Here is a 23,264-nt window from a genome sequence, read left to right as displayed (position 1 = left end):
GCGGGTTGGGGGGGGGGGTGGGGGGGGGGGGGGGGGGGGGCGGGCGGCGCGCCCCCCCCCCCCCCCCCCCCCCCCCCCCCCCCCCCCCCCCCCCCCCCCCCCCCCCCCCCCCCCCCCCCCCCCCTCCGCCCGGACTCCACACTGAAAACCGATCAGTTTCCATTCTGTTGAAATCGAGTTAACCTCGCAGCATGACCACCGAGGCGAAGCCCAGCCCCCGAGAGCGGCTGCTGAATGCGGCGGCCACGCTCACCTACCGAGACGGTGTCGGTATCGGCGTCGAGGCCCTGTGCAAGGCGGCAGGGGTGTCGAAGCGCTCCATGTACCAGCTGTTCGAGAGCAAGGACGAACTGCTGGCGGCGAGCCTGGAGCAGCGCACCTCCGCCTTCGTGGCGACACTCCTGCCCGCGGCGGACGACCGTCGTTCACCTCGCGAGCGAATCATGCACGTCTTCGAACAGGTGGAACGGCAGGCGGGTACGCCCGAGTTCCGAGGCTGCCAATATCTGGCTGTCCAGATCGAGCTCAAGGATCAGAGTCACCCCGCGAGCCGGGTCGCCCATCAGGTCAAGGCGAACCTGACCGCCTTCTTCCGCGCCGAGGCCGAACAGGGCGGGGCAAGCGATCCCGATCTGCTGGCCCGGCAGCTCAGCCTGGTCTTCGACGGCGCCAGCGCCCGCGCGGGGATCGGAGCGGACAAACTGACGGGGCTCATCGCGCCCACGGTGACCACCCTGCTCGACGCAGCAGGCATGCGCTGACCCGTCACCTTTCCAGAACGCCCCGTTACCGCCCGGCGCTCGGGGGAAGCCCAATAGCCGCAAGCGTGTTACCGAGCATGCCGCAGGCGAAGAAGCTCGCCGTCTCGTCGGCATCGGCGCCCAGCGACAGGTAAACGGTTTCCCAGATCCTCAACCAGCCGACCCGGACAACCTCACCGATCAAGTCGTCACCCTGCGCCTCGGCGGCCGCCACCACGGCGTATCCCTGCATCTGCATCAGGAGCGTTTCGGGACGCGTCGAGATCAGCTGCGCGTAAGCGTCCGCCATGGCAGGGAGCGCCCGCTCGCCGCCCTCCGCCCCGTCGGCCGCCCTCTCGAAAGCCAGGCGAGTGTCTTCCATGCTCCGCATCAAGGCGGCGACGAAGATCGCCTTCTTGTCCGGGAAGAGCCGGAAGAGATACGGCTGCGCGACGCCGACGCGCTTGGCGATCGCCGCGGTGGACGTGCCGTAGTAGCCCCTGAGCGCGAATTCGGCGACCGCCGCGCGAATGACGCTCTCACGCCTCTCCGGCGCACTGATCCTGTCCATGCCGTCATTCTGCCCGCCTGAGCTTGCACCCGGAAACCGATCGGTTTACAGTGATGGAAACCGATCGGTTTCTCGATGTACAGGAGTCCATGATGACGACAGATCGGCCGGTGGCACTCGTAACGGGTGCGTCCTCCGGCATAGGCAGGGAAACCGCGCTCGCACTGGTCGCGGCGGGTTTCGACGTGGTCGGAACAGGCCGCGACACCTCACGTGTCACCCCGCTCGGCGGTGTGACGTTCCTCGACCTCGACGTGGTCAGCGAAACCTCGGTCACCGCAGTGGTCCAGGAGGTGAGCGAGCGGTTCGGGCGGATCGACGTCCTGGTCAACAACGCCGGCGTCGGCTCGATGGGTGCGGCCGAGGAAACCTCCCTCGCGCAGACCCAGGGCATGTTCGACACCAATGTCTTCGGGGTCATGCGCATGGTGAACGAGGTCCTGCCGCACATGCGCGCTCAGCGACGCGGGCGCGTCATCAACATCTCGTCCGTGCTCGGGTTCCTGCCCCAGCCCTACATGGCCGCATACGCCGCCTCCAAGCACGCGATCGAGGGCTACACCGAGTCCCTGGACCACGAGATCCGTGACCACGGCGTCCGGGCGCTCATCGTCGAACCCGCCTACACCAGGACCGGATTCGAGGCCAACAGCGCGAAGCCCGACACCCCCCTGCACGCGTACGCGAAGCAGCGACAGACCGTCGACCGCGTGATGGCGGAGGCCGTCAGGGACGGCGACGCTCCCGCCGTCGTCGCCAAGGCGATCGTCGCGGCAGCGACCGACCCCAAGCCGAAGCCGCGCTATACCGCCGGCCCCCTGGCCGGACGCGCACGCGTACTGCGCCGCCTCGCTCCCGCCCAGGTCTTCGACAAGCAGATCCGCAAGATGAACAAGCTGGCCGGCTGACGCGCAGGCGCTCCCCGGGCTTTCTGGCCAGATCACCAGCCGGGGAATCGTCCAATACGCCTTCCCCGTCCTGAATCCGCAGATCACCGCATCCACGGGCTGGTCGGCGACCGCCACCACCGCCGCCTTCTCAGGCGGGGGCGGAGTGGAGTTGGCGTACCAGCTGCGGGGTGAGCAGCTCGCCGGCACGATCGGCGAGGACGGCCATCTCATAGCCGACGAGGCCGACGTCGCACCGTTCGGCGGCGAGGACGCCGAGGCAGCTGCCGTCGCGGATGCGACCGACCATGAGGAAGCCCCCGAGCATTTCGATCATGACGAGCTTCATGCCGTGGAAGCCGTGTGCCGTCGCCGCGTTCTGGGCGAGGCTGGTGATGCCGGAGACGACGGCGGCGAGGTGGTCGGCGCGATCTCGGCCGAGGCCGTCCGAGGCGGCCATGAGCAGGCCGTCGGAGGAGACGGCGACGGCGTCGGTGACGCCGTCGGTGGCGCGTACGAACTCCGAGACGAGCCAGCCGAAACTCTGGACGGCGGTGGTCACGATGACGCTCCTTGGGGGTTTCTGGCTTCGGCGCGGGCTACACCTGCCCGGAAGCCGTTGAGGAGGGAGGAGACAGCGGGTCTGGCAGGCGGGGGCGGGGTGGAGGTGGAGGGGCCCTCGGCGGGTGCGAGGAGGCGCCCGGGGAGGGCGAGGAGTGCGGACAGGCCGCCGCCAGGAGTGTCGAAAAGGTGGACTTGGGTGCCTTCACCGAGGCGGTGGGCGAGTCGGCCGACGACGAGGTGGCCGAGGAACCGGGTGGGCGCGGCGAGGAGGGCCTCCTCGCCGGAGTCGGAGAGGAGGGCGACCGCACGTTCTTTGTCGGCTTCGGACATGCCGACGCCATGGTCGACGACAGCGAGGCAGTACGTGTCGTCCTCGGTGTCGTACCAGCCGTGCACCTCGACCAATTCCGTCGGTGGCGAGAAGTTCAGCCCGTTCTCGATGAGTTCGGCGAGGATGTGCGCAACATCCGCGACGGCGTGCCCACGCACCCGCATCGGCTCCACTGTCGAGATCAGGACTCGGCGGTACTGCTCCACCTCGGCGACGGCGGACTGGACGACCTCCAGGCCGTCGGCGGGTACTGCCGTGGGCCGCGGGGGGTTCTGCCCGGCCAGGACCAACAGGCTTTCGGCGTTGCGCCGCATACGGGTGGCGAGGTGGTCGAGCTCGAAGAGCTCGGCGAGCGCGTCCGGGTCGAGTTCCTGCCGTTCCAGGCGGGTGATGAGGGTGAGCTGGCGACGCACGAGGTTCTGGTTGCGGCGGCCGAGGTTGGCAAGCGATTCGGTGGTGTTGCGACGCAGGCCGGCCTGCTCGGCGGCCAGACGGAGGGCGGTGTGTTCCACCTGGTGCAGGGACGCCGCGACCTCGGTGATCTCGGCCGCGCCGCGCAGGAGCCGTGCGTCGGGGTTGCCCGCGTCCGCCGGCGGGAGGATCTCCGCATGGTCCTGCGGGGACTGCTGGATACGGGCGACGGCCTCGGGCAGCCGCTGCCGCGCCACGTCCTGGGCGGTCGCGGCGAGCGCACGGAGTGGGCGAGTGAGGGACCGGGAGGCGAAGGCGGCGAGGCTCACGACCAGGAGGGCGATGAGCGTGCCCGCGACGAGGTAGGCGGCGAGGGCCAGTTGTGCGTCGTGGCTGAGCCGGTCGGCCCGGTGCCGTACATCGTCACCGACCGACTGCTGGACGGCGTACAGATCGTCGACGAGCACGGTCATCGCGTCCCACCAGGTGCCGGCGTCGGCGCGCAGCGGGGAGTCGTCGGCGGCGCCTTCCGCCTGTTCCTCGTAGGCGGCAGCGCGTTCGGCGTCCTCGGTTGCGAAGGCTTTCTTCAGGGCCGCACGCTGAGGTGCGGTCGCGACCTGCTGGAAGCGGGCGAGGGCGGCGACGCGTGTGGCACGTACCTCGGTGAAATCGATGTACGCGTGGCCGCTGAAGGCGCCTTGGGCGAACACGCCGTTGAGAAGTCCGCGTTCGAGAGCGACGGACTCGGTGGCGGTGGCCAGTTCCCGCAACGCGGCCAGCCCGTCGCGCAGTTGACGGTCGGCGCCGGTCGCGGTCTCCGCCACCGGATCGACGGCGTTCAGGGCCTCGACGGCGCCGGTGTAGAAGGTGAGGGTCGCGGACTGGTCGGCGGTGCCTCTGTCGGCGGCGGCGCGGATGTCGGGCAGGCGCCGCACGTGCCGCTGGACGACGTCCTCGACCGCGCTTTCGCGACGCATTCCGCGCAGCGCCGTGTCGACGCGCTTGCGGGTGGCGGCGAGCGGTGGACGGAACTCCTCCTCACCGCCCAACAGGCCGTTGGTCAAGCCTCGTTCGCGTTGCAGCTGGTGCACCAGAGCCTGGATGCGCAGGCTGAGGCCGACCTCGGCACGGGTCGTCCGGGCATCGCCGAGGGCCTCGGCGCGGCCGTGCACGGCGAGACCGGCCACCGCCAGCAGCAGGCAGATCGGGACCGTGATGACCACCGCCACCCGGCCCCTGATGCTGCGCCAGCCAGGCATCGTCCGCAGGGCGGGAGCCGTTCGGCCACCGCGACGGCGCACTGAACCGCCCTTGCCGAATCCGCCCTTGCCGATCGCGGCAAGCCTGCCGTGCAGCGGCCGTACCGGCATCGACACCCTCATGTCACAAAGCTAGTCCGACCGCCGTAGCGGCCGGTTTCCCGCCTGTTAGGCCGCATGGGACATTGCGTTGCGCCGGTCTCACACCACGGGGCAGGAGATTGTGACCGCGGATCGGTCGAGCATCCTTGACCTGCGCCCGGCACCTGGACCCACGTGCACGGATCGCCGATCGACGAGGCGCTACTACGATCGCCGGTCATGGACTGGCTCGAGCGCGCCGCGAAGCTGAGGCAGTGGAGCAGAAACGGGGCCCGCGCTCCGCACAAGCCGCTGCTGTTCCTGTACGCGCTCGGCCGGTTCCAGCAGGACGTCGACGGCGAACTGCGGTACAGCGCGGTGGAGGACGACCTCGGGCGACTGCTGGCCGAGTACGGCCCGCCCAACAGGACGACGCCCGCCTACCCGTTCCACCACCTGGTCAGCGACGGCGTGTGGGAAGTACGCACCGATCGCGGGCCGGGCAGCCCCGGCAGCGGGGTGCGGGAGCTGCGAGCGGCAGGGGCCGCGGGGCGGCTGGCGCCGGAACTGCGGGCGGCGCTGCGGCACGAGCCGTCGCTGCTCGGCCGTATGGCACGGGTCCTGCTCGACTTGAACTTCCCGCCCTCACTCCACGGCGAACTGTGCGAATACGTCGGGCTGGAGCTGGAGCCTGCGGAGACCGGACAGCTCTCGGTCGTGCGCAAGCAGCGGGACCGACGCATGCGGGAGCTGGTCCTGACGGCCTACGAGTACCAGTGCGCTTTCTGCGGCTACGACGGCATGATCGGCACGGTGCCCGTCGGGCTGGAGGCCGCGCATGTGCGCTGGTGGGCGTTCGGCGGACCCGACGACGTCGACAACGGGCTGTGCCTGTGCTCGCTGCATCACAAGCTCTTCGACAAGGGCGTCCTCGGCATGGGCGACGGCCACCGCATCCTGGTCTCGCAGCGCTTCGTCGGCCGCAGCCCCGCCGCCCGCGAGCACGTCACCGCACTCGCCGGCCGTCCGCTCATCGGCCCTCAACCCGGCGCCCGGCCCATCGCCGCCGCCCACCGCTCCTGGCACACCAGCCAGGTCTTCCACGGCGCTCCACGCCCTGCCACGGCCCCGTGATCACCGAATCGTCGGTCACGTGGCCCGCTGCACGGCCACGAGTACGCGATCAACGCCGTACTCGCCGTCATCGCGCGACAGCAGAAAGGGCAGATCATCCCCTTCACCTCAGACGTGGACGACTTGGAGAAGCTGGTCCCGGACACTGTCGTCGTCAGGAAGGTGTGACCCGGCCCACGTTGGTCTCAGTTGCCAGATGCAGAGGTCACAGTCACGCTCAAGGAGGGTTTCCCTTCGGTCGCGGACGTGGACAGCCGCCGCCGCTGGCGCATACTGGCGACAATGACAAAGCCAGCTGCACCGAAGCGTCATCTGCCTACCAGCCCCTTCAAGGCCCCGGTCGCGCCACCTCTCAAGCAGTTCGAGGTGGGTGACCAGGTCACACACGACATGCACGGCCTCGGCCGGGTGATCGGCATCGAGGATGGGATCGCCGCGCTTGTGGACTTCGGTTCGACGCAAGAGCGGATCTTGAGTCCGTACTCCAAGATGAGCAAGCTGTAGGACCGCTGTGCCCGGTCACGGCACGCCAGGCGCCTGCATGGCCCTGTACCGAATGGGAGAGCTCTCATCGACCTGACCTCATTGTTCTCCGCCCCGCAAGGGGCGCCACGCAGTACCACCGCGACATCGCCGCCCCCGGCGACGAACCCCTTCCAGGCCCCGGATTTCGGGGAGAACGAGACCTTCCTGATCAAGGATGCGCACGCATCCGCGTCGGACATGGGTACGGCCCGACCCGACGCAAGCTAGCTCCGGCCCGAGACAGAGATCGCCGGCGCCGACGGAGCTGGTCAGCTGCGGCTCGTCGGGCGTGGCCGCCGCCACGCGGTCGTACCCCGCCATCAGCCGTTCGGCTGATGCTGCTTCGAGCGGGTTGGCCGATGTCTGTGCCTGCCCTGTCCCGGCACGCTCTTGTGCATGGCAATCATCGAAGTCAGCGGCCTGCACAAGGCCTACGGCGGCAGGAAAGCCGTGGATGGCGTGTCCTTCGCCGTCGAGGCAGGGGAGATCTTCGGGATCCTCGGTCCCAACGGTGCCGGCAAGACCACCACTGTCGAGTGCGTGGAGGGGCTGCGGCGGCCCGACGGCGGCACCATCCGCGTCGACGGGCACGACCCTGTAGCTGACCGCGGGCCCGTCACCCGGATCCTGGGCGCGCAGTTGCAGGAGAGCGAGCTGCAGCCCAAGATCACCGTCCGGGAGGCGCTCGAACTGTATGCCGCCTGCTGTCCGGACCCCGCCGATTGGCGTGTCCTCGCCGAGCGCCTCGGGCTCACCGAGAAGCTCCGCACCCGCTTCGCGAAGCTCTCCGGCGGGCAGAAGCAGCGCCTGTTCATCGCGCTCGCCCTGATCGGCAATCCGCGCATCGTCGTCCTGGACGAGCTGACCACCGGGCTCGACCCGCGGGCCCGCCGCGACACCTGGCAGCTCATCGAGGACGTACGCGACAGCGGTGTCACCGTGATGCTGGTCACGCACTTCATGGAGGAGGCACAGCGCCTCTGCGACCGGATCGCCCTGATCGACAAGGGCCGCGTCACCGCGCTGGACACCCCGGCCGGGCTGATCGGCCGGGCCGCGAGCGGCACGGCGATCTCCTTCCGTCCCTCCGCCCCGCTGGACACACGGCTGTTGGCGGAGCTGCCCTCGGTCGCGTCCGTGACGCGGACGGAGAAGGACGGCCGGATCGTCGTCAACGGCACCGACGAGACGGTGGGCGCCGTGCTGTCGCTGCTCGCCGGGCAGGGCGTCACCGCCCACCAGCTCCGGGTCACCGAGGCCACCTTGGACGACGCCTACCTCGACCTGACGGGACTGGACGCATGACCGCCATCACCCCCGCCCACACCCACACGCGCCCCACCGCCGTCAAGGGCAGCGCCGTCGCCGTCCTCAGGGCCGAGGCACGTCTCTTCCTGCGGGAGCCCGCCGCCCTCTTCTGGGTCCTCGCCTTCCCCACGGTCCTGCTGTGCATCCTGGGCTCCATCCCGTCCTTCCGGGAGCCGTCGGACGATCTGGACGGCCTGCGCGTCGTGGACCTGTACGCCCCCGTCGCCGTACTGCTCGCCATGATCATGTCCGGCCTCCAGGCGATGCCGCCCGTGCTGACCGGCTACCGCGAGCGGGGCATCCTGCGCCGCATGTCCACCACACCCGTGCGGCCGGGCGCCCTCATCGGCGCGCAGATCGTGCTGCACGGCGCCGCCGTGGTCCTCTCCGCCTCGCTCGCCCTCGCGGTGGGCCGGATCGTGTTCGACGTGGCCCTGCCCCGCCAGTCGGCCGGGTACCTGGTGGCCTTCGTCCTTGCCACCCTGGCCACCCTGGCGCTCGGCGGCACCGTCTCCGCCGTGAGCCGCACGACCAAGATCACCCAGGCGGTAGGGTCCGTGGTGTTCTTCCCGGCCATGTTCACCAGCGGTGTCTGGTTGCCCGTCTCGACCATGCCCGACGCCCTCCAGCGCATCGTGGACCTCACTCCCCTGGGTGCCGCCGCGCAGGCCCTCGACGCCGCCGCCGCAGGGGACTGGCCCAGCTGGACGCATCTCGGGGTCACGGCGCTGTGGGCGGTGCTGCTGATGGCCGCCGCCCGGCGCTGGTTCAAGTGGGAGTAGGGCAGGCTCGTATGAGGACGACGGTCGAGGGAGGCGTCACGGCGACGGTCGAGGAACGCTGGGCGCAGTTCTTCCGGTACGGCCCGTACGCCCTGCTGGGCCTCGCCACGCTCATCGGTGCCGCGGCCGCCGACGCCGTGATGACCCGGCGGGAGATGTACGTCGCGGGGGGCCTGGTTCTCGCCTCGCTGGTCCTCCAGGCGTGGTGGGCGCGGGCGGTGCCGCGGCTGCCGGCGCCGGATTCCGCGGCGAGCTGCGCCGACAGCGGCGCCCCGGATGGGGGCCCCGTCCGTGTGGCGTCCGCCCGCTTCGGCTTCGGTGCCCGCATCCCGCCCGGGGGTACCACCACGGGGTACGTCTACTTCGCGCTGCGCACCGCCCTCGCCTTCGCACTCACCTGGCTCAACCCCTTCTTCGCGATCTACGCGTGCCTCGGCTACTTCGAAGCCGGACCTCTGCTGTCACCGCGCGCCGCCCGGGCCGGGCTCGTGGTCACCGCCGTCACCATGGCGGGCTCCCAGTCCGGCGGCCTGCCGCCCGCCTCCCCGATCAACTGGGTCGTCTTCGGAGCCCTGTTCCTCGTGAACACGGCGCTCGCCATCGTCATGAACCACCTCACGGCCCAGGAGGCCGAGAAGGCCAGGGAGCGGGCCGAGACCATCGCCGCCCTGGAGCAGGCCCTCGCCGAGAACGCCGCCCTGCAGGCCCAACTCGTCGTCCAGGCACGGGAGGCGGGCGTGGCCGACGAACGCCGTCGCCTCGCGGCCGAGATCCACGACACCATCGCCCAGGGTCTGACCGGCATCATCGCCCAGCTCCAGGTGGTCGTCTCCACCGCCGACCCGGCCCTGGCCCGCACACATCTGGACCGCGCCCAGGCGCTGGCCCGGCAGTCCCTGGGCGAGGCCCGGCGCTCCGTACAGAACCTCTCCCCGGCCGCCCTGGAGCACGACACACTCCCCGAGGCACTGAAGAAGACCGTCGCCGAGTGGTCCGAACGCACCGGTGTCACCGCCCGGTTCACGGTCACCGGCACCGAGGAACCACTGCACGACGAGGTCGCCGCCACCCTCCTGCGGATCGCCCAGGAAGCCCTCGCCAACGCGGCCGGACACGCCGGTGCCGGCCGCGCGGGCGTCACCCTCTCCTACATGGGCGACGAGGTCACCTTGGACATACGCGACGACGGACGCGGCTTCGACCCCCTCGCCCTGCCGCCGCGCACCGGCACCGGCGGCTTCGGCCTCGACGGGATGCGCGCCCGCGCCGAACGCATCGCGGGCACCGTCACCGTCGAGTCGGAACACGGCCAGGGCACCGCGATCAGTGCTCGCGTACCGTTGGTGCGCCATGACTGACCGCGTCATCAGCCTGCTGATCGTCGACGACCATCCCGTCGTACGGGACGGTCTGCGCGGCATGTTCGCCTCCGATCCCGGCTTCGACGTCCTCGGCGAGGCCGGCGGCGGCGTCGAGGGAGCCGAACTCACCCTGCGTCTCGACCCGGACGTCGTCCTCATGGACCTGCGCATGCCGGCCGGCAGCGGCGTGGAGGCCATCGCCGAGCTCACCGGGCGCGGCGCCCGTGCCAAGGTCCTCGTCCTCACCACGTACGACACGGACTCCGACACGATCCCCGCGATCGAGGCGGGCGCCACCGGCTATCTCCTCAAGGACGCGCCCCGTGAAGAGCTGTTCGCGGCGGTCCGGGCCGCCGCCGAGGGCCGTACGGTCCTCTCGCCCGCCGTCGCCTCCCGCCTCGTCTCCGCCGTCAGGAAGCCCGCCGTGCCCGCGGGCGAGGTGCTCTCGGCCCGCGAGCGCAAGGTGCTCGAACTGGTCGCCAAGGGCACCTCGAACCGTGAGATCGCCCGGGAACTCTTCATCAGCGAGGCGACGGTCAAGACCCACCTCACCCATCTGTACGGCAAGTTGGGCGTGCGGGACCGCGCGGCCGCGGTGGCGGTGGCGTACGACCGCGGCATCCTGGGGTGAGCCGGTCAGGCGTCGCTGGAGTCGGGGTCGGGGTGTGGGGGCGGGCCGCCGTAGCCGTGTTCCGAGAGGGTCCCGGTGGGGTGGGTGACGCGGATCTTGGACTGGCCGTGGGGGAGCTGTTCCCAGTCGGTCATGAAGCGGGCCGAGAGGCCGTGTTGCTCGGCGAGGGCGACGAGGGTCTCGGTGCGGTAGTAGAAGTCCTCGCGCAGGACGTGGTGTTCCTCGCCCTCGGTGCGGTCGAAGGTGAAGTCGAACCAGCCGCCCGGTGCCAGCACGCGGCCGACGTTGGCCAGGCACTCCTCGATGACCGGGAGCGGGGAGTGGGAGAAGACGCTGTGGGCGTGGATCACGTCGAAGTGGGCCGCGGGGAGGAAGCCCAGGGTCAGGTCGCGGACCGGGGTGAGGGTGGGGAGCCGTTTCTGGAGCCCCATGGTCACGATCGTGTCCTGTGCGGCGGCGAGGATGTCGGGGGAGATGTCGATGCCGTAGTAGTGCTGCGGTTCCAGGTGCCGGATGAACCGCCAGCCGGCCCGCAGGTTGCCGCAGCCGATCTCCAGCATCCGGTGTTCCGGGCGCAGGCCGTGACCGAGCAGGTAGTCGAACTGCATCGCCCCCAGTGCCAGCCACCGCTCGCGGCTGCCGCTGCCGACCGCCGCGTCCGGGTCGGCGCGGGTGTCGGAGCGCATCACCGCGCGGTAGTAGGAGACGTGGTCCGGCCAACGGTGGCGCAGCCAGGCGTCCCGTGCGGCGCGGGCCATGTGGCGCGGGACCCGCTCGGGGTGGCGCAGGGCGTAGGCGATGCGGTGCCCGAGGGCGGAGCGGTCGACGGTGACGTTCTTGGCCGGCACGCGGGTTGTTCCTCTCGTCGGCGCGGACGAGGCGGCCGGGCCGCCGCGTCTCGCGGGTCTTCATGCCAGCCTGGGTGCAGGAGCGGGGGCCTGGCGCGGCCGTACGGATCCGATACGGGGGCGGTTCGGCGGATGCCGGTGTCAGCCGATCGGGGGTTGCGGCGCCGGGTCGGGAACGGTAGGCACGCCAGGCGGGTGGGCGAGGGCAACCGCCTGTGAGGAGGGGCCGGGTGAGGCTGTGAGGAGGCCATGGGTGCGGCGCGGAGGACGGTCATGGCGACCGTGGCGGACATGGCAGATTTGGCAGTCGTGCCAGGTGTGCGGCCGGTGACCGCGGCGATCGGGCGGCTCTCCCGAGGAGAGTCGGGAAGGCCCGATGGGGGCGAGCCGGGCGGTCCTGACGACCGGTGGCTGACGGTCGTCATGCACGCCGCGTTCTTTCTGCTGCTGGGCTCGTCGCTCGTCCGGTTCCTGACCCGTGACCAGGGGGGTGGTCGTACCGCATGGGTCGTCGCGCTGTTCGGCGCCTTCTGTACGGTCTACGTCCTCGGACAGTTCCTGGCGCCCGCACCGCGCCGCGGTGCCCGGCCCACCGCCCGGCATCTGGTCTGGCTGGGTGGGGTCTCGGCGGTCTGGGTCGCGCTGCTGGCGCTGGCGCCGAGCGCCACGTGGTGTGCGATGCCGCTGTTGTTCGCCGGTCTGCACACCCTGCCCGCGCGGATCGCGGTGCCGGTGGTGGCCGGGCTCACGGCGCTGGTCGTCGCCTCACAGGTACGGGTGTCGGACGGCGGCATCAACCCCAACATGGTGGTCGCGCCGCCGGCCGTCGCCGCGGTGGCCACCGCCGTCCTGGTCCATCTGCAGCGCCAGGCGGCCCGGCAGCGCGCCCTGATCGACGACCTGGTCCGCACCCGACGTGACCTGGCCGCCACCGAGCGGCGGGCCGGCATCCTGGCGGAGCGGCAACGCCTGTCGTCGGAGATCCACGACACCCTCGCGCAAGGGCTGTCCAGTCAGCAGATGCTGCTGCAGGCAGCGGAGCGCGTCTGGCAGGCGGACCCGGAAGCGGCCCGCGGGCATGTCCGGGACGCGGCCGGGATCACGTCCCACAGCCTCGCCGAGGCCCGGCGGTTCGTCCATGACCTGGCCCCGGCCGACCTCGCCGAACACACCCTGGCCGAGGCGCTCGGTGCCCTGGCCGAGCGGGCGAGCGGTCCGGGGCTGACGGTGGTGTTCCGGCTCGACGGCACGCCGGGACCGCTGCCGGAGCGGGTCGAGGCGGCACTCCTGCGCATCGCGCAGGGCGCGCTGGCCAATGTGCGCGAGCACGCCGCGGCGACACGGGCCGCGCTGACCCTGACCTGTCTGGAGGACCACATCTCGCTGGACGTCGCCGACAACGGCCGCGGCTTCGATCAAGACGGCGTCCCGGCTCCCGAAACGGACCGGGCACGCGGGCACGGGCTGCCGGCCATGCGGATCCGGGCACGGCAGTCGGGCGGCACACTCACCGTGGAGTCCACACCCGGCGAGGGCACGGTGGTGTCGGTGGCCGTTCCGCTCACCCCCACCCCGACCACACTCGTCCCCGACGCTCACGCTCCTCGTCCGAGAAAGGCCGCACCATGAACTCGCCGGAGTCCTCAACGCCCATACGGCTGCTGCTGTGCGACGACCACGCGGTGGTGCGGGCCGGGCTGCGTGCGCTGCTGTCCAGCACCCAGGGCATGGAGGTGGTCGGTGAAGCGGCAAGCGGCGAGGAGGCCCTGGCCATGGCCGCCCGTGTCCGGCCCGACGTCGTGCTGATGGACCTCCAGCTCGGCGGCGGCATGGACGGCGTGACGGCCACCCGGCAACTGTCGTCCACAGGTGGGGAAAACTCACCGTGTCCGCGCGTGCTGGTGCTCACCATGTTCGACACCGACGCCGACATCACCCGCGCCATCGAGGCGGGCGCGACCGGCTACATCCTCAAGGCCGAACGGCCGGAGGAACTGTTCGCGGCGATCCGCAACGCGGCGTCCGGCCGCACCGCGCTGTCGGCCCCGGTCGCCGACCGGGTACTGGCCCAACTGCGCAGCCCGCGCCCCGCCCTGTCGGAGCGTGAGCGGGACATCCTGCAGCAGTTGGCCGGCGGGCTGGGCAACCGGGAGATCGCGCGTGCCCTCTTCATCAGTGAGGCCACGGTGAAGACCCATCTGGGGCGGATCTACGGCAAGTTGGGTGTGGAGACCCGGGCAGCGGCGGTGGCGGTCGCCAAGGAGCGGCGGTTGCTGCCCTGACCGAACAGCGCGGCCGAAGCGTCTCCGCTGTCCCGCGCATCCCTCCGCCGTGTGACCTACGAGGCCGGTGCCTGGGTAGGTTCGCCCCACGACGCTTCGGATGTGACCGTCGGGATGACGGAGTCGTCCAGCTCCGGGGACGCCGTCGGGGCGGGTTCGGTGGCGGGGTTCGAGGTGAGGGCGGAGGGGCTGGTGGGTGTGGGCGCCCAGGGGCTGGAGGGTACCGGCGAGGGGGCGGTGGACGGGTCGGACGGTATGTCGGAAGGTTCGGCTGTGGGGCCGGCCGGTGTGGGTGAGGGGCTGTTCGCCGGTGACGGCGGGGCCATGGGGACCGTCGGGGTCGTGGGCTTCTCGGGTGCCGTGAGGCGCAGGGGCAGCGCGACCAGGGCCGCGACCGCGCAGACCAGGCCGGCACCGGCCGCGGTGCGCAGCATCCGGCGCCGGAACGCGCCGCGGCGGATCGCCTCGTAGTGGCCGGGCGGCGGTCCGAGATAGGCGGACGAGGGTGGTCGCAGGATGACGGCGAGAGGGTCGTCGGGGTCGAAGTCCGGACCGTCGTCAGAGTGTGTGATCAAGACTTCTCCTCAGGTGGGCGCGGAGCAGTTCGCGAGCCGTGTGAAGGTCGGCCTTGACGGTTCCTTCCTTGCGCCCGGTCAGCACGGACACCTCCCGGATCGGCATGTCAGCGTAGTAGTGCAGCAGGATCGGGACGCGCAGCCGTTCCGGCAGCGACTGCACGAGCAGGCGTACCGAGGGATCCGCCTGTTCCGGCTGCGGTCGTACGGCGGCCTCGGCGGTGGCGCGGTGCACGGCCCTGCGTTCGCGTTCGAGCTTGCGCCAGTGGTCCCGGACGAGGTTGGCCGCGGTGACGTAGAGGAAACCGCGGGGCTCCGCCACGGACGTCCAGCGGGCCCAGAGCCGGGTGAACGCCTCCGAGGCGATCTCGTGGGCCGTCTCGTCGTCGTCGACGAGACGGCGGCACCAGCCGGCGAGGCGTGGGTAGAGGGCGGCGAACAGCTCGGACGCTGCCTTCTCGCGGGACCGTTTCAACGCTCTCCAGGGTCGTGGGGCACCCGTACGGGGGTGGGGTCAGGGGGTGGCGGAGCTCAGCTCGGCGAAGACGATCACGTTGTCGCGGTAGCCGTCACCGGTACGGGGGCCACCGCACGTGATGAGCCGGAGCACCGGGCGGTTCACGTCCCCGTAGACCGCCCGCGTCGGGAAGTCCGCCTTGGCGACCGTGCGTACGGTGTCGACGGAGAACTCCGCCGTCGTGCCGTTCCCCAGGCGCGCCTCGATCCGGTCGCCCCGCCGGAGTCGGGCGAGGTCGTGGAAGACGCCGTCCCCGTAGGCGCCGACGGTGGCGTGGCCGAGGATCACCGACGGGCCGACCTGGCCCGGCGTCGGCGAGTGCCCGTACCAGCCGGCCTGGTCGTGGGCCGTGATCGGGGGCACCTGCACGCTGCCGTCCGCGGCGAGGCCCAGCCGCATGAGCGGGGTGTCGACCTCGACGGCGGGGATCCGCAGCCGGACCGGGACCGAACGCGCGAGGGCGTGGGCCGCGTTCGGGGAGGGCCGCGAGGGGGCCGGCGTACTGCCGTCGGTGCGCGGGCCGTTCGAGGCCGGGCCGGTCCGGCCGGACTCGTCGGACCCGCCGCCGCAGCCCACGAGCAGCGTGGCCAGCGCCGCGGTGAGGCAGGCGCGCCTGGAGAGCGAGGTCATGCCCCGGTCGCCCGCCGGCGCCGTACGACGAAGACGGTCGCACCGCCGACGAGGAGGGCCGCGGCGGCGCCCCCGCCGATCACACCGCCGTGGCCGCCGTCACCGGAACTCGACGCCACCGCGCCGGTGTCGGGGGCGCCGCTCGGTACGACGCTGACCTGGCTGCCCCAGGACGGCACGGCGCTCGGGTCGGCACCGGCCTGGCCCGGTGTGGGCGCGACGGTCGGCTCGGCGCTCGGGTCCTCGGTCGGCGGGAGCGTCGGTTCGGCGCTGGGGGCCGTGGTCGCCGAGGCGGTGGGGACCGGGGTCGCCGTGGCGGTGGGGACCGGGGTCGGCTCGTCCGCCAGCGCGGGCGCGGTGCTCGCCAGTACGGCGGTGCACGCGAGTGCCACGGCACTGAGGATGGTTCGGCGCATCAGTCGCTCTCCTTGGTCGGTCATTGCTCGGTCAGCCGGGCCGGTGGGCCGGGGGCTGCGTTGCTGATCGACGGGAGAGACGAGGGGGCGGCGGGGCAGGTTGTAAAGAGATGGCAAAGTCGCGGGACACGGTGCCGCCGAGCAGGCGGCGCCCCGCCCCGACCGGTGGTCAGCCCTCGATACGGACCTGCTTGGTCTCGCTCACCTGGTCCACGTCCGACACCCGCACCGTCACCTTCATGTCCCAGGTGCCGGCGATGGGCAGGTTGAAGGAGTCGGCGCCCCAGTAGCCGCCCTTGTCGGTGACCCGGGTGTCGAGGGGGCCGATCTTCTGGCTGGGGAGGGTGAAGGAGACGCGCAGTTCGGGGACGATGGCCGCGGTTCCGTCGAGGCCGAAGACGATGGCCTCCACCGCGTTGTCGCCGGCCCGGTTGGACTCGAGAGTGACCTGGACGCGGCCGCGCGCCCTGCCGACCTCGAAGGGGACGTCGGTGACGGAGGCGGCGATCACCGCGTCGGAGCCGGAGGGGGCGGACGCCTCGGCCTGCGCGCGGCCCGGGAGGGTGTTCGTCAGTACGGTCGTGATCATCAGCACCACGACGGAGACGGCGACCTCGACCAGCACCGAGCGGCGCAGGGCCTTGCGGTGGGCGTCCTCCGCGCCGGACACAACGGGGGCGACAGCACTGGGGGCGTCCTCCCGGCTCTCGGGCGCGGAGGGTCCGTCAGCCGCCGGTCCCCCCACCTGCGCGGGCACGTCAGACGCCGGTCCCCCCACCTGCGCGGGCACGTCAGACGCCGGTCCCCCCACCTGCGCGGGCACCCGTTCCTTCACAGCCACCTCGGCCTCCGTCTCTGTCTCCGTCTCCGTCTCTGTCTCCGTCTCCGCCGTCACCAGCCGAGCCGTCCAGCGCCGTGAGTAGCCCGCCGCCGCCAACAGCAGCGTCACCGCCGCCAGCTTGACGAGCAGGATGCGGCCGTACGACGTCTCCGTCAGCGCGTTCCAGGAGCCGAGGCCGCGCCAGGACTGGTAGACGCCGGTGACCGCCAGGACGATGACGGAGGCGAAGGCCAGCCGGGAGAAGCGGGCGACGGTGAGCGCGGGGAGCGGGCCGCGGTGGAGCAGGGTGAGCAGCGCGGTCAGGCCGCCCAGCCAGGCCGCCGTCGCCAGCAGGTGCAGCACGGAGGACGTCATCGCCACCGGGACCTGGATCCCGGCCGACGCATGCTCCGCCGAGGCCCAGGTCAGCGCCAGGCCGACAGCGACCGCGGCACCCGCGCCCACGGTCAGCCGGGTGGCCCGTTGCTGCTTCCGGGCGCGCAGGAGCACCGCGGCCGCGACCAGCAACAGCAGCAGGCGGGCCAGCAGGGCCAGGCCCGGCCGGGTGTCCAGGGTGCGGCTCAGGGTGGACGGGTCGAAGGCGGCCGCCGGCCCGGTGCCGGACTCGTAGGGAGCGCGCAGCAGGAGGAGGACAACGCTGGAGGCCAGCAGCGCCCACCAGCCGACCACGAGCGTCCTGCGCAGCCGGCCGGGCTCGGGCGGGCGGCAGACGACGAGGAAGACGGCCGTACCGACGAGCAGCGCCGCGGCGCCGTACGCGATGTAGCGGGCGAGGTCGTAGAGACTTGCGGTGGCCGGGTCCTCGACGGGGCCGGTGTTGATCACAGCCGGGGTCGGGGACGGCTTGCCGACGGAGTAGGTGAAGGCGCCGGCGACCGGGTGGCTGTCCGCGGACACCACCCGCCAGGCCACGATGTAGGTGCCCTCGGTGGCCTTCGCGGGCAGGCTGACCTGCACGGTGTCCGACCGGCCCGACGCGTGCCGTGCCTCGCCCTCGTCCACCCGGCGGTTGTCGGGGTCGAGGACGCGCAGGGAGTCGTCGAGCAGGCCTACGGACTCGGTGAAGGTGAGGGTGAGGGAGCGGGGTGCCGTCTTGAGGACGGTTCCGTCGGCGGGGTCGGTGTCGCGGAGGGCGGCGTGGGCCGACGCCGGTCCCGCGCCGCCGAGGACGAGCAGGACCAGCATGGCGCCCAGCAGCACCAGCCCTTGAAGTCGCCGGGTTCCGCCTCGTCGTCCGCCATCGCGTCCTTCGCCCACGTCACTTCTCCGTCTTCGGACTCGCCGCTTGGGCTTACGTACGGATGAGAGCCTCCCCGCGCTCACCTCGGGGTCGCGGTGACACGTCTCACCACGTGGGCCGCGCCGACACCCCACCGTCGACCACCAGATCCTGCCCGGTGATCCAGGACGCGAGCGGCGAGGCCAGGAACACGCACGCGTCGCCCACGTCCTCCGGCCGTCCGAGCCGGTCCAGGGCGACCGCCCGCCGCCACCGCGTCACACCCTCCGGCCATGCCTGAGCCAGCCCTTCGCGGTCGATCAGGCCGGGCGAGACCGTGTTGACGCGGATGCCGTACCGGCCGTACTCCAGGGCCGCCGACCGGGCGTGCATCACGACCGCCGCCTTCGAGGCGGCGTAATGGGCGTGGCCGTCGGCGGGCAGTCGGGCCTCGACGGAGGCGATGTGGGTGACCGTGCCGCCGCCGTCCTGTTCGCGCATGATCCCGGCGGCCGCCTGGGTGCACTGGAAGACGCTGGTCAGGTTGGTGTCCACCACGGCCCGCCACTGCGCCGAGGACATCTCGGCGAGCGGGCGGACCGGCTGGACGCCCGCGTTGTTGACGAGGGTGGTCAGCCGGCCGCCGCCCCACTCGGCGGCCTCGCGGACCAGGCGACGGCACTCCTCCTCGTCGGTCAGGTCGGCGCGCAGCACGACGGCCCGGCCGCCCAGCTCACCCACGAGGGACGCCACTTCGCGCGCGGAGTCGACGGCGGTACGGCAGTGCAGCGCCACCGCCGCGCCCTCCTGCGCGAACCGCAGCGCGATACCCCGGCCGATGCCGCCGCCCGCGCCCGTGACGAGGGCGATCCGGCCCGCCAGCAAGCCCCGTGGCTCCGGCGGCGCCAGACCTTCGCCGTTGCTCATGGACGGCACAGTTCCACGATCCGCGACGCCCACGCCGGATAACGCGCCGTCAGCTCCGCCGCGTCCCCGTGCTCGTACCCCTCGTCCGTGAACCCCGGCGCCATCGTGCAGCCGAAGAACGTCCACGCGCCGCCCGCCACCACCCGGCCGCCCATCCAGGTGCCCGCGGGCACGGTGAGCTGAAGGTGCTGCCCGGCCAGGACGTCCGGGCCGAGGACGGCCGTGCGGGAGGTGCCGTCGGGGGCCAGGAGCAGCAGTTCCAGCGGGTCGCCGAGGTAGAAGTGCCAGACCTCGTCGGAGGGCAGGCGGTGCAGGGCGGAGAAGTCGTCCGCGGTCAGCAGCGCCACGATGGCGGAGCCCTCCGGGCGGCCGTCGGCGCGCGCGGGTCCCGCCCAGGTACGGCGGAACAGGCCGCCCTCGCGCGGGATCGGCTCCAGTCGGTAGTGGGCGACGAGCTCCTCGGGGGTCACCCCGGGAAGGCTACCTCCCGGCGGAGGAAGGCGAGTTGGGCCTGCTTCTCCGGCAGGTACACGTCCGGCAGGTCGATCTCCGGCAGCGTGACGACCGGGCCCGCCTCAAACCCCTGCCGCAGGAAGCGGGACACCGCCTTCACGTTGGCCACGTCCGGGTCCACCACGACCCGGCGCCGGCCCAGGCCCAGCAGGACGTACGAGGCGATGACCGACACCAGCACCGCGGTCCAGCCGGGACGCGCGCCCTCGGGGCCGGCGGGGGCGAGGAGCAGGTGGACGCCTATGTCGCCGGGCTCGACCCGGTAGCACTCACTGACCCGGTCGGCCTCCGGTTCGTACGTCTGGAGGAGGGCGGCGGGTTCGCCGTCCTTCACGACGAGGAAGGCGTGGTGGGTGTCGAGGGTGTCCATGTGGGCGTAGATCTCGGCGACCTGGTCCCTCGTCAGGCCGTTCATGCCCCAGAAGGAGGCCCGTTCCTCGGCGGCCCAGCGGTGGATCACCTCGGCGTCGGCCCGCGGGTCGAGGTGCAGGACACGGACGGTGCCGAAGCCGTCGAGGACCTGCTCGTGGACGGGGGTGCGCTGGTCAGACATCGGTTTCCTCCGTGAGACGGCCCCGGTCGGCGCACACGGGGATGAGCTCCCCGCGGAGCCACAGCGGGTGTTGGTCGTGGTGGTGCGGGTCGCCGGGGTCGCCGGACGCGCCGAACGGCACCACCCAGCGGCTGTCCTCGCGCCGGGCCAGGTCCCACACGTAGCGGGCGGCCGGGCCGCGCGCGGCGAGATCGGTCCAGCCGGGCACGGCCGAGGTGCACAGCACGCAGTCGTGGTCGCCGGACAGGGCGGTTCCCTCGTACGAGGGGTCGGTGAGCGCGCGCCAGGGGGCGAGGCGGTGGGTGTCGCCCCAGCGGGCGGGCGGCACTGCGGCGACCTCCTCGACGGCCGCGCGGACCGTCGCGGGGCGGTCGACGCCGTACAGCTCCTCGGCGCGCAGCAGATGTTCCAGCGCGAAGCCGATGCGCGGGACGAGGGCGAGCCAGGGGAGGAGGACCTCCGGGTAGGCGGGCGGGGTGGTCAGCGCGGCGAACGCCGGGTGGGCGGCGAGGAGACGGACCACCGCGCCGCGCACCGCCGCGTAGGCGGCCGCGTCCCGGCTGTCCGCGTCCATGCGGCGGTCCCAGCGCAGGAGGCGGTCGCGCAGGGCGGCGCCCTCGTCGGACAGGTCGTCGAGGGCGGCGAGGTGGTCGAGGAGGGGTCCGGCGGAGCCGAGGTGGGTGTCCGTGTGGATCGCGGGCATGTCCGCCGCGGACCACTGGCGGCGTTCGTCGAGGAGGGCGCGGATGCGGTCGGCGCGGTGCGGCGGGGCGAACTCGACGCCGAGCGGGGCGGCCGGGCCGCGCTGGTTGGCCATGACCGCGATGCCGTCGGTCAGGCCCGCGCGGGGCATCTCGTGCCAGCCGGTCCACTCGTGGCCGGGCTCCCAGGCGGGCACCAGGCGGGTGCGGTTGGCCTCCGCGCGCACCGGGACCCGGCCCGCCACCCGGTGCAGCAGGCCGCCCTCGGTGTCGGCGGCCTGGACCACGTTGACGGGTTCGGCCCAGGCGTCGAAGGCGCGGTCCACGTCGGCGACCCGGCGGGCCCGCAGCAGCGGGAGCAGGGCGCCGAAGCCGAGGTCGGCGGTGACGCGGGGCGGGTGGCGCAGGCTGAGGGCCAGTGGCGTGCCGTCGTCGAGTCCTTCCGGCCCACCGGCGATCACCGGTCCCCGCTCGGTCTCGATGACCTCGACCTCGACGGGCTCCTCGCCGGCCACCCGCACGAGTTCGGTGTGCCGCGTGGCGCGCCGCCACACCCCGTCCGGGCCGAGAGCCTCGACGCCGGCGCCGGTGCGTCGCAGCCGCTCCCGGTAGAGGTCCTGGTAGTCGGCCATGGCGTTGGTGATGGCCCAGGCGACCGCGCCGGTGTGCCCGAAGTGGGCGATGCCGGGGACGCCGGCGACGGCGAGGCCGACGACGTCGAACTCGGGGCAGACCAGGTGGATCTGCTGGTAGACGCCGGGGTCCTCGATGAAGCGGTGCGGGTCGCCCGCGATGACCGCCTGACCGGTCACCGTGCGCTCCCCGCTCACCAGCCAGCCGTTGCTGCCGGAGGTGCCGGGACCGTCCGTCGCGAACAGCCCGACCGCCTCCGGCCCCAGGTGGCGCACGGCCTCCTCCCGCCACAGCTTGGCGGGAAAGCCGGCGAAGAGGATGTGCGTGGCCAGCCAGACACCGAGCGGCGTCCAGGGCTCCCAACGCCCGGGGGCGAGGCCGACCCGGGCGAACTCGGGGGCGGCGGTGCTGACGCTTGGCCCTGTGGAGCCGGGGGCGATGCCGCTGCTCGGGCTCGTGGGCGCGGGGGCGATGCCGCTGCTCGGGCTTGTGGGCGCAGGGGCGATGCCGCTGCTCGGGCTTGTGGGCGCAGGGGCGACGCCCTCACTCGGGCCCGTGGGCGCAGGGGCGACGCCCTCACTCGGGCCCGTGGGCCCAGGGCCCGCTGCGCCGCTCGGCGCCGTGGGCCCGGAGGCCGCCGCACCACCCAAACCCGAGGACCCCGAGGCCGCCGCATCACCCAGGCCCGAGGAGCCGGGAACCGCCGCGCCGCTCGGCCCCGTGGACCCGGGAGCCGCCGCACCACCCAAACCCGCGGACCCCGAGGCCGCCGCACCACCCAAACCCGAAGACCCCGAGGCCGCCGCACCACCCAAACCCGAAGACCCCGAGGCCGCCGCACCACCCAAACCCGAGCACCCGGAAGCCCCCGCGCCACCCGCGCCCGGGCCCCCCGGCGTCGCTGTGCCGGTCAAGCCCTCGTTGACGCCGTCGACGTAAGCCCTCACCCACTCCGCCGTCTCCGGGTCCGACTGCTCCAAGGCCGTCCAGCAGCGGCGGGCGGTGTCGTCGAGGCGGGCGCGGCGGGCGAACACGTCCCAGGCCACGGCCTCGGGGCCGAGGAAGGACGCCGAGGTGCCCTGGGCGCGGTGCCGTTCGACCTCCAGCTGCCAGGCGCGGTCGTGGGCGGTGACGCGGCCCTGGGCGCGGGCGAGCGCGAGGGGGCTGTCCGCGCGGACGTGCGGGACACCCCAGGCGTCTCTGTGGATCTCGGTGGTCACCCTGTGGCCCCTTTGCGCTTTAGGTTAGCCTTGCCTAAGTCGACTGTGGCGGAATCGTACGCGAGGGGTGAAGGCGCGATGGCGCAGGGGCGGGGATGGGAGGGCGCGGTCCTCAGGCTGATGCGCGCCAAGGACTTCGAGTTCACGGTGACGGACGCAGAGGACGTCACCGGGCACTACCGGCGCCTGCGCCTCACCGACGGCGGCATGCTCGCCGCGACCGGCGTCCACCCCACGATGTGGGTCCGGCTCTGGTTCGACAACGCGGGCAGGCCCCACCAGCGGGCGTACACACTCGTCGACCCCGACCCGGCCACCGGCACCTTCTCCCTGGAGTTCGCCCTCCACGAGGGGTGTGCCAGCGACTGGGCCCGGGCGGCCAGGCCCGGGGACACCATCGATGCGACGGTCCAGGGCACCGGCTTCGAGCCGCCCCAGCCGGCCCCCTCGCACGTCTTCGCGATCGGCGACCCGGCGTCGCTGCCCGCCCTCAACTCCCTGCTGGCGGAGTTCGAGGCCCCGGCGACCGTCTGGTTCGAGGGCTCCCCCGACGACCTGCCCTTCCGCACCGACCCCGCCCGCCACGACCTGCGCCCGGTCCCCCGCCGCGACGCCGGGGCCCACCTCGTCGAGCGGGTCCGGGCCGACCTCCCGGACCTGCTGAGGGCCACCCCGGAGCCGTACGTGTGGATCGCCTGCGACACGGCGACGACCCGCGCCCTGTCGTCGTACGTCCGCAAGGAGCTCGGCATCCCAAAGCAGCGCACGCACGCGCTGGGGTACTGGCGCGCGACCTGATCCCGT

General features: G+C 72.6%; 24 protein-coding genes and 1 pseudogene. 13 read left to right on the top strand and 12 right to left on the bottom strand.

Annotated features, from left to right (window positions below; genetic code table 11):
• Nucleotides 1–191: 191 nt before the first annotated feature.
• Nucleotides 192–761, top strand: a complete 570-nt coding sequence (locus tag ACFYWX_RS47125) for a TetR/AcrR family transcriptional regulator (protein WP_389431703.1) — start codon at nucleotides 192–194, stop codon at nucleotides 759–761.
• A gap of 25 nt (nucleotides 762–786) precedes the next feature.
• Here ACFYWX_RS47125 and ACFYWX_RS47120 read toward each other — a convergent pair whose 3' ends face one another.
• The gene (locus ACFYWX_RS47120) at nucleotides 787–1,311 is read right to left on the bottom strand and encodes a TetR/AcrR family transcriptional regulator (protein ID WP_389431702.1); all 525 of its coding nucleotides are present in this window, start codon (nucleotides 1,309–1,311) and stop codon (nucleotides 787–789) included.
• Between the two features lie 92 nt (nucleotides 1,312–1,403).
• Here ACFYWX_RS47120 and ACFYWX_RS47115 point away from each other — a divergent pair, with 92 nt between their 5' ends.
• Together ACFYWX_RS47115 and ACFYWX_RS47110 are read left to right on the top strand one after the other, a co-directional pair.
• Nucleotides 1,404–2,219 (top strand): oxidoreductase, encoded by an 816-nt coding sequence (locus ACFYWX_RS47115; protein ID WP_389431709.1) that lies wholly within the window; start codon nucleotides 1,404–1,406, stop codon nucleotides 2,217–2,219.
• A gap of 7 nt (nucleotides 2,220–2,226) precedes the next feature.
• Nucleotides 2,227–2,352 (top strand): annotated as a pseudogene (locus ACFYWX_RS47110) (MFS transporter); the annotation flags it as partial.
• On the opposite strand, the gene ACFYWX_RS47105 reads toward ACFYWX_RS47110, so the two are convergent.
• Together ACFYWX_RS47105 and ACFYWX_RS47100 are read right to left on the bottom strand one after the other, a co-directional pair.
• Nucleotides 2,350–2,760 carry a roadblock/LC7 domain-containing protein gene (locus ACFYWX_RS47105; protein ID WP_389431701.1) on the bottom strand — a complete coding sequence of 137 codons (411 nt, stop codon included), beginning with the start codon at nucleotides 2,758–2,760 and terminating at the stop codon, nucleotides 2,350–2,352. The pseudogene ACFYWX_RS47110 and the gene ACFYWX_RS47105 sit on opposite strands and share 3 nt — an antisense overlap.
• Nucleotides 2,757–4,886 carry a nitrate- and nitrite sensing domain-containing protein gene (locus ACFYWX_RS47100; protein ID WP_389431700.1) on the bottom strand — a complete coding sequence of 710 codons (2,130 nt, stop codon included), beginning with the start codon at nucleotides 4,884–4,886 and terminating at the stop codon, nucleotides 2,757–2,759. The genes ACFYWX_RS47105 and ACFYWX_RS47100 overlap by 4 nt, the downstream gene beginning before the upstream one ends.
• Nucleotides 4,887–5,084: 198 nt before the next feature.
• Here ACFYWX_RS47100 and ACFYWX_RS47095 point away from each other — a divergent pair, with 198 nt between their 5' ends.
• The 6 genes from ACFYWX_RS47095 to ACFYWX_RS47070 all read left to right on the top strand — a co-directional run bounded on the left by ACFYWX_RS47095 (nucleotide 5,085) and on the right by ACFYWX_RS47070 (nucleotide 10,585).
• On the top strand, nucleotides 5,085–5,978 hold the full coding sequence (locus tag ACFYWX_RS47095; RefSeq protein ID WP_389431699.1) for a phosphorothioated DNA-binding restriction endonuclease: 894 nt from the start codon (nucleotides 5,085–5,087) through the stop codon (nucleotides 5,976–5,978).
• A 282-nt stretch (nucleotides 5,979–6,260) separates the two neighbouring features.
• Entirely contained in the window at nucleotides 6,261–6,482 is a 222-nt protein-coding gene (locus ACFYWX_RS47090) for a CarD family transcriptional regulator (RefSeq protein ID WP_389431708.1), read from the top strand.
• 417 nt (nucleotides 6,483–6,899) lie between these two features.
• A complete protein-coding gene (locus ACFYWX_RS47085) occupies nucleotides 6,900–7,808 on the top strand; it encodes an ABC transporter ATP-binding protein (RefSeq protein ID WP_389431698.1) in 909 nt (302 codons plus the stop codon).
• Nucleotides 7,805–8,593 carry an ABC transporter permease gene (locus ACFYWX_RS47080; RefSeq protein WP_389431697.1) on the top strand — a complete coding sequence of 263 codons (789 nt, stop codon included), beginning with the start codon at nucleotides 7,805–7,807 and terminating at the stop codon, nucleotides 8,591–8,593. The genes ACFYWX_RS47085 and ACFYWX_RS47080 overlap by 4 nt, the downstream gene beginning before the upstream one ends.
• Before the next feature lie 11 nt (nucleotides 8,594–8,604).
• Complete coding sequence (locus ACFYWX_RS47075; RefSeq protein ID WP_389431696.1) at nucleotides 8,605–9,951, top strand: sensor histidine kinase; 1,347 nt, start codon at nucleotides 8,605–8,607, stop codon at nucleotides 9,949–9,951.
• On the top strand, nucleotides 9,944–10,585 hold the full coding sequence (locus ACFYWX_RS47070) for a response regulator (protein ID WP_389431695.1): 642 nt from the start codon (nucleotides 9,944–9,946) through the stop codon (nucleotides 10,583–10,585). The genes ACFYWX_RS47075 and ACFYWX_RS47070 overlap by 8 nt, the downstream gene beginning before the upstream one ends.
• Before the next feature lie 5 nt (nucleotides 10,586–10,590).
• On the opposite strand, the gene ACFYWX_RS47065 is transcribed toward ACFYWX_RS47070, so the two are convergent.
• The gene (locus ACFYWX_RS47065) at nucleotides 10,591–11,433 is read right to left on the bottom strand and encodes a class I SAM-dependent methyltransferase (RefSeq protein WP_389431694.1); all 843 of its coding nucleotides are present in this window, start codon (nucleotides 11,431–11,433) and stop codon (nucleotides 10,591–10,593) included.
• Between the two features lie 423 nt (nucleotides 11,434–11,856).
• On the opposite strand from ACFYWX_RS47065, the gene ACFYWX_RS47060 reads away from it, so the two are divergent.
• The 3 genes from ACFYWX_RS47060 (at nucleotide 11,857) to ACFYWX_RS47050 (ending at nucleotide 14,186) form a co-directional block, all read left to right on the top strand.
• Nucleotides 11,857–13,062, top strand: coding sequence for a sensor histidine kinase (locus tag ACFYWX_RS47060; RefSeq protein ID WP_389431707.1), 1,206 nt, complete (start codon nucleotides 11,857–11,859; stop codon nucleotides 13,060–13,062).
• Entirely contained in the window at nucleotides 13,059–13,715 is a 657-nt protein-coding gene (locus ACFYWX_RS47055) for a response regulator (RefSeq protein ID WP_389431693.1), read from the top strand. The genes ACFYWX_RS47060 and ACFYWX_RS47055 overlap by 4 nt, the downstream gene beginning before the upstream one ends.
• A 102-nt stretch (nucleotides 13,716–13,817) precedes the next feature.
• Nucleotides 13,818–14,186, top strand: coding sequence for a hypothetical protein (locus ACFYWX_RS47050; RefSeq protein WP_389431692.1), 369 nt, complete (start codon nucleotides 13,818–13,820; stop codon nucleotides 14,184–14,186).
• 87 nt (nucleotides 14,187–14,273) lie between these two features.
• Here ACFYWX_RS47050 and ACFYWX_RS47045 read toward each other — a convergent pair whose 3' ends face one another.
• The 8 genes from ACFYWX_RS47045 to ACFYWX_RS47010 all read right to left on the bottom strand — a co-directional run bounded on the left by ACFYWX_RS47045 (nucleotide 14,274) and on the right by ACFYWX_RS47010 (nucleotide 22,460).
• Nucleotides 14,274–14,765: an RNA polymerase sigma factor gene (locus ACFYWX_RS47045; protein ID WP_389431691.1), complete on the bottom strand. Its 492-nt coding sequence runs from the start codon at nucleotides 14,763–14,765 to the stop codon at nucleotides 14,274–14,276.
• Nucleotides 14,766–14,804: 39 nt separating this feature from the next.
• Nucleotides 14,805–15,437, bottom strand: coding sequence for a class F sortase (locus ACFYWX_RS47040; RefSeq protein ID WP_389431690.1), 633 nt, complete (start codon nucleotides 15,435–15,437; stop codon nucleotides 14,805–14,807).
• Nucleotides 15,434–15,853 (bottom strand): sortase-dependent protein, encoded by a 420-nt coding sequence (locus tag ACFYWX_RS47035; RefSeq protein WP_389431689.1) that lies wholly within the window; start codon nucleotides 15,851–15,853, stop codon nucleotides 15,434–15,436. Before ACFYWX_RS47035 ends, ACFYWX_RS47040 begins: the two co-directional genes overlap by 4 nt.
• Before the next feature lie 169 nt (nucleotides 15,854–16,022).
• Nucleotides 16,023–17,894: a copper resistance CopC/CopD family protein gene (locus ACFYWX_RS47030; RefSeq protein WP_389431706.1), complete on the bottom strand. Its 1,872-nt coding sequence runs from the start codon at nucleotides 17,892–17,894 to the stop codon at nucleotides 16,023–16,025.
• Between the two features lie 145 nt (nucleotides 17,895–18,039).
• A complete protein-coding gene (locus tag ACFYWX_RS47025; RefSeq protein WP_389431688.1) occupies nucleotides 18,040–18,840 on the bottom strand; it encodes an SDR family NAD(P)-dependent oxidoreductase in 801 nt (266 codons plus the stop codon).
• Entirely contained in the window at nucleotides 18,837–19,310 is a 474-nt protein-coding gene (locus ACFYWX_RS47020) for a cupin domain-containing protein (RefSeq protein ID WP_389431687.1), read from the bottom strand. Before ACFYWX_RS47020 ends, ACFYWX_RS47025 begins: the two co-directional genes overlap by 4 nt.
• Nucleotides 19,307–19,906: a GNAT family N-acetyltransferase gene (locus ACFYWX_RS47015; protein WP_389431686.1), complete on the bottom strand. Its 600-nt coding sequence runs from the start codon at nucleotides 19,904–19,906 to the stop codon at nucleotides 19,307–19,309. The genes ACFYWX_RS47020 and ACFYWX_RS47015 overlap by 4 nt, the downstream gene beginning before the upstream one ends.
• Nucleotides 19,899–22,460: a penicillin acylase family protein gene (locus tag ACFYWX_RS47010; protein WP_389431685.1), complete on the bottom strand. Its 2,562-nt coding sequence runs from the start codon at nucleotides 22,458–22,460 to the stop codon at nucleotides 19,899–19,901. The genes ACFYWX_RS47015 and ACFYWX_RS47010 overlap by 8 nt, the downstream gene beginning before the upstream one ends.
• Nucleotides 22,461–22,538: 78 nt before the next feature.
• Between ACFYWX_RS47010 and ACFYWX_RS47005 the strand changes: the two genes are divergently transcribed.
• On the top strand, nucleotides 22,539–23,258 hold the full coding sequence (locus tag ACFYWX_RS47005) for a siderophore-interacting protein (RefSeq protein WP_389431684.1): 720 nt from the start codon (nucleotides 22,539–22,541) through the stop codon (nucleotides 23,256–23,258).
• Nucleotides 23,259–23,264: the final 6 nt, after the last annotated feature.

It is taken from the genome of Streptomyces sp. NPDC002888, from assembly GCF_042888465.1.
Taxonomy (GTDB): Bacteria; Actinomycetota; Actinomycetes; order Streptomycetales; family Streptomycetaceae; genus Streptomyces.
Note: the sequence above shows the minus strand (reverse complement) of the source record. Positions and strands in the feature narration are given on the sequence as shown.

Bases quoted from the DNA above. Each gene is read 5' to 3' on its own strand.
- ACFYWX_RS47125 (WP_389431703.1), top strand. From the start codon at position 192: ATGACCACCGAGGCGAAGCCCAGCCCCCGAGAGCGGCTGCTGAATGCG.
- ACFYWX_RS47120 (WP_389431702.1), bottom strand. From the start codon at position 1,311: ATGGACAGGATCAGTGCGCCGGAGAGGCGTGAGAGCGTCATTCGCGCG.
- ACFYWX_RS47115 (WP_389431709.1), top strand. From the start codon at position 1,404: ATGACGACAGATCGGCCGGTGGCACTCGTAACGGGTGCGTCCTCCGGC.
- ACFYWX_RS47100 (WP_389431700.1), bottom strand. From the start codon at position 4,886: ATGAGGGTGTCGATGCCGGTACGGCCGCTGCACGGCAGGCTTGCCGCG.
- ACFYWX_RS47095 (WP_389431699.1), top strand. From the start codon at position 5,085: ATGGACTGGCTCGAGCGCGCCGCGAAGCTGAGGCAGTGGAGCAGAAAC.
- ACFYWX_RS47090 (WP_389431708.1), top strand. From the start codon at position 6,261: ATGACAAAGCCAGCTGCACCGAAGCGTCATCTGCCTACCAGCCCCTTC.
- ACFYWX_RS47085 (WP_389431698.1), top strand. From the start codon at position 6,900: ATGGCAATCATCGAAGTCAGCGGCCTGCACAAGGCCTACGGCGGCAGG.
- ACFYWX_RS47080 (WP_389431697.1), top strand. From the start codon at position 7,805: ATGACCGCCATCACCCCCGCCCACACCCACACGCGCCCCACCGCCGTC.
- ACFYWX_RS47075 (WP_389431696.1), top strand. From the start codon at position 8,605: ATGAGGACGACGGTCGAGGGAGGCGTCACGGCGACGGTCGAGGAACGC.
- ACFYWX_RS47070 (WP_389431695.1), top strand. From the start codon at position 9,944: ATGACTGACCGCGTCATCAGCCTGCTGATCGTCGACGACCATCCCGTC.
- ACFYWX_RS47060 (WP_389431707.1), top strand. From the start codon at position 11,857: ATGCACGCCGCGTTCTTTCTGCTGCTGGGCTCGTCGCTCGTCCGGTTC.
- ACFYWX_RS47055 (WP_389431693.1), top strand. From the start codon at position 13,059: ATGAACTCGCCGGAGTCCTCAACGCCCATACGGCTGCTGCTGTGCGAC.
- ACFYWX_RS47040 (WP_389431690.1), bottom strand. From the start codon at position 15,437: ATGACCTCGCTCTCCAGGCGCGCCTGCCTCACCGCGGCGCTGGCCACG.
- ACFYWX_RS47035 (WP_389431689.1), bottom strand. From the start codon at position 15,853: ATGCGCCGAACCATCCTCAGTGCCGTGGCACTCGCGTGCACCGCCGTA.
- ACFYWX_RS47025 (WP_389431688.1), bottom strand. From the start codon at position 18,840: ATGAGCAACGGCGAAGGTCTGGCGCCGCCGGAGCCACGGGGCTTGCTG.
- ACFYWX_RS47015 (WP_389431686.1), bottom strand. From the start codon at position 19,906: ATGTCTGACCAGCGCACCCCCGTCCACGAGCAGGTCCTCGACGGCTTC.
- ACFYWX_RS47005 (WP_389431684.1), top strand. From the start codon at position 22,539: ATGGCGCAGGGGCGGGGATGGGAGGGCGCGGTCCTCAGGCTGATGCGC.